This window comes from Desulfosporosinus youngiae DSM 17734 (assembly GCF_000244895.1).
In the GTDB taxonomy this organism is placed as follows: Bacteria; Bacillota; Desulfitobacteriia; order Desulfitobacteriales; family Desulfitobacteriaceae; genus Desulfosporosinus; species Desulfosporosinus youngiae.
The window spans coordinates 529,559-542,402 of the sequence record NZ_CM001441.1; the positions used below are offsets into that span (position 1 = coordinate 529,559).

Annotated in this window: 4 protein-coding genes and 4 rRNA genes; 6 read left to right on the forward strand and 2 right to left on the reverse strand. The window is 47.0% G+C overall.

Annotated features, from left to right (window positions below):
- Window positions 1-267: 267 nt before the first annotated feature.
- From DESYODRAFT_RS02590 to DESYODRAFT_RS02610, 5 genes are all read left to right on the forward strand, one after another.
- A 16S ribosomal RNA gene (locus DESYODRAFT_RS02590) occupies window positions 268-1,931 on the forward strand.
- 460 nt (window positions 1,932-2,391) lie between these two features.
- Window positions 2,392-5,299, forward strand: a 23S ribosomal RNA gene (locus DESYODRAFT_RS02595).
- Window positions 5,300-5,476: 177 nt separating this feature from the next.
- Window positions 5,477-5,592: ribosomal RNA gene (gene rrf / locus DESYODRAFT_RS02600) — 5S ribosomal RNA — on the forward strand.
- Together the 16S, 23S and 5S rRNA genes form the textbook arrangement of a ribosomal RNA operon.
- A 374-nt stretch (window positions 5,593-5,966) precedes the next feature.
- Complete coding sequence (gene panB, locus DESYODRAFT_RS02605; protein ID WP_007779047.1) at window positions 5,967-6,803, forward strand: 3-methyl-2-oxobutanoate hydroxymethyltransferase; 837 nt, start codon at window positions 5,967-5,969, stop codon at window positions 6,801-6,803.
- Window positions 6,804-7,175: 372 nt separating this feature from the next.
- Window positions 7,176-7,925 (forward strand): 3'-5' exonuclease, encoded by a 750-nt coding sequence (locus DESYODRAFT_RS02610; protein WP_007779050.1) that lies wholly within the window; start codon window positions 7,176-7,178, stop codon window positions 7,923-7,925.
- Between the two features lie 121 nt (window positions 7,926-8,046).
- On the opposite strand, the gene DESYODRAFT_RS02615 is transcribed toward DESYODRAFT_RS02610, so the two are convergent.
- Window positions 8,047-8,796, reverse strand: coding sequence for a MerR family transcriptional regulator (locus DESYODRAFT_RS02615; protein WP_007779053.1), 750 nt, complete (start codon window positions 8,794-8,796; stop codon window positions 8,047-8,049).
- 261 nt (window positions 8,797-9,057) lie between these two features.
- Entirely contained in the window at window positions 9,058-10,266 is a 1,209-nt protein-coding gene (gene ilvA / locus DESYODRAFT_RS02620) for a threonine ammonia-lyase (protein WP_007779055.1), read from the reverse strand.
- Window positions 10,267-10,757: 491 nt separating this feature from the next.
- Between ilvA and DESYODRAFT_RS02625 the strand changes: the two genes are divergently transcribed.
- Window positions 10,758-12,420 (forward strand): 16S ribosomal RNA (locus tag DESYODRAFT_RS02625).
- The last annotated feature ends 424 nt before the right edge of the window (window positions 12,421-12,844 follow it).

Below are 12,844 nucleotides of genomic sequence, written 5' to 3' on the forward strand. Positions count from 1 at the left end.
TTGAAGATGCTAAGATGTGGTTCCGGCCAAAGCGAAGAGAATCGCCTTGATCAGAAAAGATACAAGGAGTTAGCTTCCAAGCCGGAGGCAAAAGGGGTATTGACAACGAAAGTTGAAAATGCTAATATGTAATTCCGGCCCTGGAGGCAAGGAAAATAAATGGTCTTTGAAAACTAAACAACAAGGACAGCCAATGAGAGAGACTCGCAAGAGTTTCAAAATAAATCATGAGTCAATCATCTTCTTCTAGAAGAAGTGAAATAACTTTTTTTGGAGAGTTTGATCCTGGCTCAGGACGAACGCTGGCGGCGTGCCTAACACATGCAAGTCGAACGGTCTAATGCTTAACACTGAGTGTTCAGTAGAGTTGGGGACAGCGAGAGCGCAAAGAATGAGCGCTCCGCGCACTTCATAAGTGCCAACACAGGTAGAGGAAGCTGAATGTTGAGTGTTAAGTATTAGATAGTGGCGGACGGGTGAGTAACGCGTGGGTAACCTACCCATAAAGCCGGGACAACCCTTGGAAACGAGGGCTAATACCGGATAATCTTAAGATGTGGCATCACGACTTAAGGAAAGATGGCCTCTGAAAATGCTATCGATTATGGATGGACCCGCGTCTGATTAGCTGGTTGGTGGGGTAAAGGCCTACCAAGGCGACGATCAGTAGCCGGCCTGAGAGGGTGAACGGCCACACTGGGACTGAGACACGGCCCAGACTCCTACGGGAGGCAGCAGTGGGGAATCTTCCGCAATGGACGAAAGTCTGACGGAGCAACGCCGCGTGTATGATGAAGGTCTTCGGATTGTAAAGTACTGTCTTTGGGGAAGAACGGTGAGGTTGAAAAGATTGATTTCACATGACGGTACCCAAGGAGGAAGCCCCGGCTAACTACGTGCCAGCAGCCGCGGTAATACGTAGGGGGCAAGCGTTGTCCGGAATTATTGGGCGTAAAGGGCGCGTAGGCGGATTTTTAAGTCTGGTGTGAAAGATCAGGGCTCAACCCTGAGAGTGCATCGGAAACTGGAGATCTTGAGGACAGGAGAGGAAAGTGGAATTCCACGTGTAGCGGTGAAATGCGTAGATATGTGGAGGAACACCAGTGGCGAAGGCGACTTTCTGGACTGTAACTGACGCTGAGGCGCGAAAGCGTGGGGAGCAAACAGGATTAGATACCCTGGTAGTCCACGCCGTAAACGATGAGTGCTAGGTGTAGAGGGTATCGACCCCTTCTGTGCCGCAGTTAACACAATAAGCACTCCGCCTGGGGAGTACGGCCGCAAGGTTGAAACTCAAAGGAATTGACGGGGGCCCGCACAGGCGGTGGAGCATGTGGTTTAATTCGACGCAACGCGAAGAACCTTACCAAGGCTTGGACATCCTCTGAACCCTGTGGAAACATGGGGGTGCCCTTCGGGGAGCAGAGAGACAGGTGGTGCATGGTTGTCGTCAGCTCGTGTCGTGAGATGTTGGGTTAAGTCCCGCAACGAGCGCAACCCCTGTATTTAGTTGCTAACAAGTGAAGTTGAGCACTCTAGATAGACTGCCGGTGATAAACCGGAGGAAGGTGGGGATGACGTCAAATCATCATGCCCCTTATGTCTTGGGCTACACACGTGCTACAATGGCCGGTACAGACGGAAGCGAAGCCGCGAGGTGAAGCCAATCCGAGAAAGCCGGTCTCAGTTCGGATTGCAGGCTGCAACTCGCCTGCATGAAGTCGGAATCGCTAGTAATCGCAGGTCAGCATACTGCGGTGAATACGTTCCCGGGCCTTGTACACACCGCCCGTCACACCACGAAAGTCTGCAACACCCGAAGCCGGTGAGGTAACCCGAAAGGGAGCTAGCCGTCGAAGGTGGGGCCGATAATTGGGGTGAAGTCGTAACAAGGTAGCCGTATCGGAAGGTGCGGCTGGATCACCTCCTTTCTAAGGAGAACGGTTTAGAGCTAAGGCTTTAGACGAACATCCTATTGGTCGGTTCTTTCGGAGAGCAAGGTTGAGAAACTAAGTTTGACGAGAGATCAATACGAGTCGCAAGACTCAAGCCGAGGGATCGGCAACTCATTGGAGAGAGCTGTTGTTTAGTTTTGAGAGACCAGGTAATCGAGGTCTGAAATCCGATGCCCGACGTCCGAAAGGATAGGGGAAACCGGGTAAACGAAGTTGGTTATATGGAAACTCACTCACAAAGGATTGAGTAGGAAAAGCAGACATGCTTGACTGACGGTCCTAATATTTTTGACTGGTGAAGCACTGCGGAACCTAGTTCTAACGCAGCCTAAACCAGACTGTTCTTTGAAAACTGCATAGAGAAGAAAACTAGTAAAGTCAAAGAATTCACATCAAGACGCAAGTTTTGAGTAAACCTAGACGTAGATGATCAATAGGTCAAGCTACTAAGGGCGTACGGTGGATGCCTAGGCGCTAAGAGTCGAAGAAGGGCGCGGTTAACAGCGAAATGCCACGGGGAATCGTAAGCAGGTCTTGATCCGTGGATACCCGAATGGGGCAACCCAACCGGAGTCATGTCCGGTTATCTTTAGCTGAATCCATAGGTTAAAGAAGACAACCCGGGGAACTGAAACATCTAAGTACCCGGAGGAAAGAAGAATCATCGATTCCCTGAGTAGCGGCGAGCGAAACGGGAAGAGCCCAAACCGAATCCTTCGGGATTCGGGGGTTGTAGGACCCTCTTTTAAGAATGGATTTCTAGTCGAACCGATCTGGAAAGGTCGAGCAAAGAAGGTAACACTCCTGTAGACGAAAGAAAACCAAACTGTGAGGGAATCCTGAGTACCGCGGGACACGTGAAACCCCGTGGGAAGCAGGGAGGACCACCTCCCAAGGCTAAATACTACTTAGCGACCGATAGCGAACCAGTACCGTGAGGGAAAGGTGAAAAGCACCTCGGAAGAGGAGTGAAAAAGAACCTGAAACCGTGCGCTTACAAGCAGTCACAGCACCTTTATGGTGTAGTGGCGTGCCTTTTGTAGAATGAACCGGCGAGTTACGGTATGCAGCGAGGTTAAGGCGGGAAGCCGGAGCCGAAGCGAAAGCGAGTCTGAAGAGGGCGAAAGTTGCATGCTGTAGACCCGAAACCGTGTGATCTACCCATGGCCAGGGTGAAGGTGGGGTAAAACCCACTGGAGGCCCGAACTCACTGTCGTTGAAAAGGCAGGGGATGAGCTGTGGGTAGGGGTGAAATGCCAATCGAACACGGAGATAGCTGGTTCTCCCCGAAATAGCTTTAGGGCTAGCCTCAATCGATGAGCGATGGCGGTAGAGCACTGAATAGGCTAGGGGCCTTACCAGGTTACCGAACCTTATCAAACTCCGAATGCCATTGGATTTAGATTGGGAGTCAGACTGTGGGGGATAAGCTTCATAGTCGAAAGGGAAACAGCCCAGACCATCAGCTAAGGTCCCCAAGTATACACTAAGTGGGAAAGGATGTGGAATTGCACAGACAACCAGGATGTTGGCTCAGAAGCAGCCACCATTTAAAGAGTGCGTAATAGCTCACTGGTCGAGTGGTTCTGCGCCGAAAATGTAACGGGGCTCAAGTGTATCACCGAAGCTATGGCTTGCGCTTCATGCGCAGGGGTAGGGGAGCGTTCTATCAGCAGAGAAGTCAAACTGTAAGGTTTGGTGGAGTGGATAGAAGTGAGAATGCCGGTATGAGTATGCGAAAAGGAAGGTGAGAATCCTTCCCGCCGAAAATCTAAGGTTTCCTGGGGAAGGCTCGTCCGCCCAGGGTAAGTCGGGACCTAAGCCGAGGCCGAAAGGCGTAGGTGATGGACAACTGGCTGAAATTCCAGTACCACCTGGAAATGGTTGAGCAATGGGGTGACACAGAAGGATAGGTTAAGCGTGCCGTTGGTCGAGCACGCCCAAGCGAGTAGGAGGTAGGGTAGGCAAATCCGCCCTGCGAGACTCTGAGACGTGATGGGGAGCGAACATAAGTAGCGAAGTAACCGACTCCAGGCTGTCAAGAAAAACCTCTAGTGAGTGACCAGGTGCCCGTACCGTAAACCGACACAGGTAGATGGGGTGAGAATCCTAAGGCGCGCGAGAAAACCCTCGTTAAGGAACTCGGCAAAATAGCCCCGTAACTTCGGGAGAAGGGGCGCTCACTGAAGAGTGAGCCGCAGAGAAATGGTCCAGGCGACTGTTTAACAAAACACAGGTCCCTGCGAATCCGAAAGGAGAAGTATAGGGGCTGACACCTGCCCGGTGCTGGAAGGTTAAGAGGAGAGGTTAGGGGCAACCCGAAGCTTTGAATTGAAGCCCCAGTAAACGGCGGCCGTAACTATAACGGTCCTAAGGTAGCGAAATTCCTTGTCAGGTAAGTTCTGACCCGCACGAAAGGTGTAACGATCTGGACACTGTCTCAACGAGGGACTCGGCGAAATTGTAATACCCGTGAAGATGCGGGTTACCTGCGACAGGACAGAAAGACCCCATGGAGCTTTACTGCAGCTTGACATTGGATTTTGGTATAAAATGTACAGGATAGGTGGGAGACGGAGAAGCTAGGGCGCCAGCCTTGGTGGAGTCAACGGTGGGATACCACTCTTTTTGTACTGAAGTTCTAACCTGGGCCCCTGAAGCGGGGTTGGGGACAGTATCAGGTGGGCAGTTTGACTGGGGCGGTCGCCTCCTAAAGAGTAACGGAGGCGCCCAAAGGTTCCCTCAGCGCGGTTGGAAATCGCGCGAAGAGTGTAAGGCAAAGGGAGCTTGACTGCGAGACCAACAAGTCGGGCAGGTACGAAAGTAGGGCTTAGTGATCCGGTGGTACCGAGTGGAAGGGCCATCGCTCAACGGATAAAAGCTACCCTGGGGATAACAGGCTTATCTCCCCCAAGAGTCCATATCGACGGGGAGGTTTGGCACCTCGATGTCGGCTCATCGCATCCTGGGGCTGTAGTAGGTCCCAAGGGTTGGGCTGTTCGCCCATTAAAGCGGTACGTGAGCTGGGTTCAGAACGTCGTGAGACAGTTCGGTCCCTATCCGTCGCAGGCGCAGGAAATTTGAGAGGATCTGTCCCTAGTACGAGAGGACCGGGATGGACGAATCCCTGGTGTACCAGTTGTCTCGCCAGAGGCACAGCTGGGTAGCTATATTCGGAGCGGATAAGCGCTGAAAGCATCTAAGCGCGAAACCGGCCTCAAGATGAGATTTCCCACAGCAAAAGCTGGTAAGACCCCTGAAGGAAGATCAGGTAGATAGGCCAGGTGTGGAAGCACGGTGACGTGTGGAGCTGACTGGTACTAATCGGTCGAGGGCTTGACCTAAGGTCACAGAGGTCGGAGGTCGGAAGCCAGAGGTCAGAAATGACGGACGGCAACGATGGAGGACTCTGAGATTGCGAACAACTAGGTGAGTGGCTCAAATTCTAAGACAATACTAGATAAACGACTCTGTGCAGTTTTGAGAGAACAGCGTTCGAAAGAAAGCGGATATCTCAGAGATCTGGTGATTATGCCGGAGGGGTTCCACCCGTTCCCATACCGAACACGGAAGTTAAGACCTCCAGGGCCAAGGATACTTGGAGCATAGCTCCTGGGAAAGCAGGTCATCGCCAGGTAATAAGCGAGAGACTATCTCAAACGAGATGGTCTCTTTGTGTTTAGTGATAGTGGTATTGCATAATGAAAGCACTGGGGTCTGGGGTTTCACCCGTTTTATAGATTGACAATCTACGGTGTAAAACTGTAAAACCAAATTCACGTTAGAACACAGGGAATTTACATACGAATGCTTACCTGATATACTCAGTATGGGCAGTATCATTAGAACTGCACCTTTCATTCCAGGAATTTAAATGGTACTGCCTGTATCCGTTATGGACCGGGACAGAGGGATAAAACAGTTATGTTTGAAAAGTTCCTTCTGACTAAAGGAACTTTTTTTAATACTAATTGTTTTGTTCACCTCTCCTGAAAAGAGGAGGAGAAAGTTATGAAATCAACAAAAGACTTCTTAGAAATGAAAAGTCACAGAAAAAAAATTGTTATGGTAACGGCCTACGATTATCCGTCGGCCAAGCAAGCTGAGCAAGCTGATGTGGACATCATTCTTGTTGGTGATTCTCTTGGTAATGTTGTACTTGGCTATGATTCAACCATTTATGTGACGATGGAAGATATGATTCATCACGCCAAGGCGGTTAAACGTGGGGCTTGCAACACTTTCATAGTAGTAGATATGCCATTTATGAGCTGCCATCTGTCAGTTAGGGATACACTTTTAAACGGAGCAAGGCTTATTCAGGAAACTGGTGCTCATGCCGTAAAAGTGGAAGGGGCTGATGGAGTGCTCTCCCATATTGAAGCGCTTGTAAAAGCAGGTATCCCTGTCGTATCTCATCTAGGTCTGACACCGCAATCAGCGGGAGTTCTTGGCGGGTTCAAAGTTCAGGGGAAAGATGCTGAAGCTGCCAGGAAAATAGTCGAGGATGCAAAACGATGCCAGGAAGTTGGAGCATTTGCAATTGTACTTGAATGTGTTCCCAAACAGCTTGCTGAGGAAATTTCATCGGTACTTTCTATTCCTACGATAGGGATTGGAGCAGGTGTCCATACGGATGGGCAAGTGCTTGTATACCATGACATTCTCACTTACGGAGTAGAACGCGTCTCGAAGTTCGTTAAACCATATGCCAATGTAAATAAGCAAATTATTGATGGCCTACAGGCGTATGCAAACGAAGTGAGAGATGGACTTTTTCCTGAAGACCGGCACAGTTTCACGATGAAGGAAGAAGAATTAAAAAGTCTTTACGGAGGTAGGGGATAACCGCTATCATCCTATATCAAAGAACATAAAAAAGAACGAATAGATATTCGACTGTAAGAGCTAAAAGTACTAGTCTGACAAAGCGTTAAAATGAAGAATGCTGATTTCCATTCAGGGGAATCGGCATTCTTCATTTATTAAGTATTTTCCTACATATAAATTATATGATTTTTTAAATTTTATCGTCTATAGTTTCAGATAAGGTATTATGCAATTAATTATAAAACATAACCAGTAGTTCATGGGATGAAACGGGAGATGACACTGGTTTTTTCATTTGATCACTTTCCGGAAGACCTTGTAAACGGGTGCGGATAGCATCCTTATTTCCAGCTCAAACTAAAAGAAATCGGGTGGTTTAAGGAGTTTACTATGTCCTTCATTATATTTGATTTAGAATTTAATCAAGACATTTCTTCTTTACAGAATTTTGATAGAGAACGATCTCCCTGTCCTTTTGAAATCATTCAAATTGGTGCCGTCAAATTAGATTTGGAATTTAACACTGTAGGCACTTTTAACCGTTATGTTAAGCCAACCTTCTACACTAGAATTAATCCATTTGTCACAGAATTGACGGGTATTACGACAGAGCAGCTTCTAACAGAAGAACCCTTTCCTGAGATTTATAAGGCGTATACAATGTTTATCGCCGAGACCGATTCTATATTTTGTACTTGGGGCATGTCTGATATAACAGAACTATTAAGAAATATCGAAGACCATCAATTAAGCCACCGGTTTTTATCGAAAAGGGTTATTAACTTACAACCCTATGTTTCCAGGCAGTTCAATCTTTCTCAAAAAAACTTATTACGTCTTCAGCATGCGGTTGAGTTACTCCATATCCCGATAACCTATCCATTTCACAACGCACTTCAAGATGCTTTTTATACGGCCGAAATATTTAAAAAGGTATATAACTCATCGATTCGACCAGAAGTTTACGAGCCATCCTGCAGGACAATGAGACCAAAACACCAAAAAAGAGTGATAGACATTGCTAAACTTCTTCAGCAATTCGAAAAAATGTATGCCCGAAAAATAACTGAAGAAGAACAAGAGATGATTAAACTTGCTTATAAAATGGGGAGAACAAATCAATTTTTGAAAGACTTATAAAGTGGTCTCCCGGGAAGGGACGAATTCAAAGGCCGCCATGAAAGGCGGCACCAAGTAATTTATTATTTATCTGCTGGAAAAAAGTCAATTGAATCACATTACCCGATAAGTTAGTAAACTTTTACTGATTTGAAGCTGCATACATATCTGCAGCTATACAAAGGTAATAGCTGAGTCCAATCTGTTGATTTTCAAAAATACTCCGATGAAAATCATCATCTATAAAAAACCTTGTTTGGGATGCAAAGGACTTGGCATCGATATTATGGCCGTGGCTATTTAGAAATGCGATATGATTTTTCAATAGCTCTTGAATACTCACGTCATTAGCCTTACGCCCACTATTTAGTGCGTCTTTCAGACAACCAATAAACTGCTGCGCTTCCATCGCTTGTTCGTTCATACTATACACTTGATCTTCTTCAACCTCCGGAATGTTATATCCGTATTTATCCTCAAGATATTGACGTTGTTCCGAAAGTGCATCCTTCCACTCTTCCTTGTTAAGCCCCTGAAACATTGATGATTTGTCCATAACTGCTCCTTTCCTACTAAGGACAACCGACTCGTTTATTGTGTTCAGCAAACAATCTAATCGCTGCTTGCGCGCAATAAGCAGTTCTTGTTGTTTAGATAAACATGCTAATCGACTTGGCTCATCCTCCAATGCCTTTTTGATATCGTTGAGGGAAAAATCAAGCTCTCGGTAGAACAATATCTGTTGCAAACGTTCGAGTTCCGTTCTCCCATAGAGTCGATAGCCGGAATTAGTTATCTTACTGGGTTGCAGAAGACCTTTTTTGTGATAATGATGAAGTGTTTTGATAGTAACTCCCGCTAATTCTGCAACTTCTTTGACCGTGTATAGCATAAATTCTTCACCTCGAAGATCATCATAAGCTCTCCTCTAAGGTAAGAGTCAAGGTTTTAGGCTTAAATTAATATCGCTATAGCTTAACACCATGAAACTGGGGCACGTTCTATGAGAAAATATCGAGGAAGAGATCGTTGGCAATCTTGTTATTATTGTCGCCACAGACGATAGGGCAGCCTGTCAATTGTTATGTTATCGCAGTAAAGACAGTTGTGAGTAGATCCCGTGGTTATCTCTGTTTTAACTTGAAATAAACGATTACTGAATTATAACTCGGTAATAATTTTCTTCGAGGAGATTTTTGAGTGTTTGTACTTGGACTGTATCGATAGTCTCTAACTCGAGCTCTACTTTGGCATAACTAATTGCTATATCTAAGGTTTCCCGACGATGGGTAACTGCAAGTACGTTTGCACCCTTGCTTGCAATCAACTGTAAGAGTTGTGCAAGAGCTCCCGGACGATCGCTTATAATTGTAGTCAGGAAACACTTGCGCCCATTTTTAACAAGTCCCTTGTCGATCGTCCGGGCAAGTATGTTGACATCAACATTTCCGCCGCTGATCACTGCAACCATCTTGCGGTTTTTATAATGTGGCAAACTATGTAGAATAGCAGCCGCGGCTGTCGCTCCCGCACCTTCGGCAACAACTTTAGCATTTTCTAAGAAAAAAAGCATTGTACTGGCTATTTCATCCTCGTCTACGGTTACGATTTCGTCGACATAGTTGTTTACAAGTTTAAACGTCAGGTCACCGGGTGTTTTGACTGCTATTCCATCGGCAATGCTAGGTGCTCCATTAATGGTTATTATGTGTTGCTGTGATATTGAATCCTGCATTGATGGGTTGTTTTTACTTTGCACACCGATCACTTTTATTTTGGGATTTAAGGCCTTTAGTGCTAAGGCAACACCTGAAATTAATCCGCCTCCGCCGATGGGTAATACGACGACTTCCACGTCCGGCAGATCGTCAAGAATTTCCAGAGCAATGGTTCCCTGACCCGCAATTACCATGGGGTCATTAAAGGGATGAATAAAGGTCGCTTTGGTTTCTAATTGTATGCGCTGAGCTTCATTGTAAGCGTCATCGTACACTTCCCCATAAAGGACAACCTCCGCGCCATATTTGCGTGTTGCCGTTACCTTAGAAAGGGGGGCATGCATAGGCATAACAATTGTTGACTTGATACCATAGATGCTAGCCGCCACAGCGACACCTTGGGCGTGGTTACCGGCGGAGGACGCAATCACGCCGCATTGCTTTTCCTTGTCAGTTAAATGAGAGATTTTATTGTAAGCTCCTCTTAGTTTAAAAGAGCCGGTGCGCTGGAGATTTTCCATCTTTACATAAACTTGATTACTACTCAGATCACTTATAGTGGGATTGTAGAGCAATGCCGTTTTATAGGAAACTCCTTGGAGTGTTGTTTTTGCTTTCATAACGTCATCTAGAGAAATGTCCATAGTTAGGCATCCTTCCTTTTAAAAATATTGTTTGGAGTATCAGTTGTGGCAGTATGTTGTTAGTTTGTTCATTTAAGATACGATCTATCAAGAAAGATTGGATTTTCAGACCGCTTTCTAGAATAACAAGGTGTGTAAAGAGATATTTATTGAGGATAATTTAAGAGTTTGGGGTTTATTTTTGCAATATGTATATAAATACCATTGACTGCACATGATAAAAGAGGTATTATAACTGAGCGCCCCAAATGAGCGCAGATCGAATAAGCGAGAGGTTAGTCAGTACCGTAGCTTATCGATTTAGGAAAAACAAATTAGCTATTGACAACGATAGTTGAAAATGCTAATATGTAATTCCGGCCCTGGGGGCAAGGAAAATAAATGGTCTTTGAAAACTAAACAACAAGGACAGCCAATGAGAGAGACTCGCAAGAGTTTCAAAAGAAATCATGAGTCAATCATCTTCTTCAAGTGAGAAGTTTGAATAACTTTTTTTGGAGAGTTTGATCCTGGCTCAGGACGAACGCTGGCGGCGTGCCTAACACATGCAAGTCGAACGGTCTAATGCTTAACACTGAGTGTTCAGTAGCGTTGAGGACAGCGAGAGCGCAAAGAATGAGCGCTCCGGGCATTTAATAAGTGTCAACGCACATATAGGAAGCTGAATGTTGAGTGTTAAGTATTAGATAGTGGCGGACGGGTGAGTAACGCGTGGGTAACCTACCCATAAAGCCGGGACAACCCTTGGAAACGAGGGCTAATACCGGATAATCTTAAGACGTGGCATCACGACTTAAGGAAAGATGGCCTCTTTATATGCTATCGATTATGGATGGACCCGCGTCTGATTAGCTGGTTGGTGGGGTAAAGGCCTACCAAGGCGACGATCAGTAGCCGGCCTGAGAGGGTGAACGGCCACACTGGGACTGAGACACGGCCCAGACTCCTACGGGAGGCAGCAGTGGGGAATCTTCCGCAATGGACGAAAGTCTGACGGAGCAACGCCGCGTGTATGATGAAGGTCTTCGGATTGTAAAGTACTGTCTTTGGGGAAGAACGGTGAGGTTGAAAAGATTGATTTCACATGACGGTACCCAAGGAGGAAGCCCCGGCTAACTACGTGCCAGCAGCCGCGGTAATACGTAGGGGGCAAGCGTTGTCCGGAATTATTGGGCGTAAAGGGCGCGTAGGCGGATTTTTAAGTCTGGTGTGAAAGATCAGGGCTCAACCCTGAGAGTGCATCGGAAACTGGAGATCTTGAGGACAGGAGAGGAAAGTGGAATTCCACGTGTAGCGGTGAAATGCGTAGATATGTGGAGGAACACCAGTGGCGAAGGCGACTTTCTGGACTGTAACTGACGCTGAGGCGCGAAAGCGTGGGGAGCAAACAGGATTAGATACCCTGGTAGTCCACGCCGTAAACGATGAGTGCTAGGTGTAGAGGGTATCGACCCCTTCTGTGCCGCAGTTAACACAATAAGCACTCCGCCTGGGGAGTACGGCCGCAAGGTTGAAACTCAAAGGAATTGACGGGGGCCCGCACAAGCGGTGGAGCATGTGGTTTAATTCGACGCAACGCGAAGAACCTTACCAAGGCTTGACATCCTCTGAACCCTGTGGAAACATGGGGGTGCCCTTCGGGGAGCAGAGAGACAGGTGGTGCATGGTTGTCGTCAGCTCGTGTCGTGAGATGTTGGGTTAAGTCCCGCAACGAGCGCAACCCCTGTATTTAGTTGCTAACAAGTGAAGTTGAGCACTCTAGATAGACTGCCGGTGATAAACCGGAGGAAGGTGGGGATGACGTCAAATCATCATGCCCCTTATGTCTTGGGCTACACACGTGCTACAATGGCCGGTACAGACGGAAGCGAAGCCGCGAGGTGAAGCCAATCCGAGAAAGCCGGTCTCAGTTCGGATTGCAGGCTGCAACTCGCCTGCATGAAGTCGGAATCGCTAGTAATCGCAGGTCAGCATACTGCGGTGAATACGTTCCCGGGCCTTGTACACACCGCCCGTCACACCACGAAAGTCTGCAACACCCGAAGCCGGTGAGGTAACCCGAAAGGGAGCTAGCCGTCGAAGGTGGGGCCGATAATTGGGGTGAAGTCGTAACAAGGTAGCCGTATCGGAAGGTGCGGCTGGATCACCTCCTTTCTAAGGAGAACGGTTTAGAGCTAAGGCTTTAGACGAACATCCTATTGGTCGGTTCTTTCGGAGAGCAAGGTTGAGAAACTAAGTTTGACGAGAGATCAATACGAGTCGCAAGACTCAAGCCGAGGGATCGGCAACTCATTGGAGAGAGCTGTTGTTTAGTTTTGAGAGACCAGGTAATCGAGGTCTGAAATCCGATGCCCGACGTCCGAAAGGATAGGGGAAACCGGGTAAACGAAGTTGGTTATATGGAAACTCACTCACAAAGGATTGAGTAGGAAAAGCAGACATGCTTGACTGACGGTCCTAATATTTTTGACTGGTGAAGCACTGCGGAACTTAGTTCTAACGCAGCCTAAACCAGACTGTTCTTTGAAAACTGCATAGAGAAGAAAACTAGTAAAGTCAAAGAATTCACATCAAAACG

Bases quoted from the DNA above. Each gene is read 5' to 3' on its own strand.
- ilvA (WP_007779055.1), bottom strand. From the start codon at position 10,266: ATGGACATTTCTCTAGATGACGTTATGAAAGCAAAAACAACACTCCAA.
- DESYODRAFT_RS02610 (WP_007779050.1), top strand. From the start codon at position 7,176: ATGTCCTTCATTATATTTGATTTAGAATTTAATCAAGACATTTCTTCT.
- DESYODRAFT_RS02615 (WP_007779053.1), bottom strand. From the start codon at position 8,796: ATGCTATACACGGTCAAAGAAGTTGCAGAATTAGCGGGAGTTACTATC.
- panB (WP_007779047.1), top strand. From the start codon at position 5,967: ATGAAATCAACAAAAGACTTCTTAGAAATGAAAAGTCACAGAAAAAAA.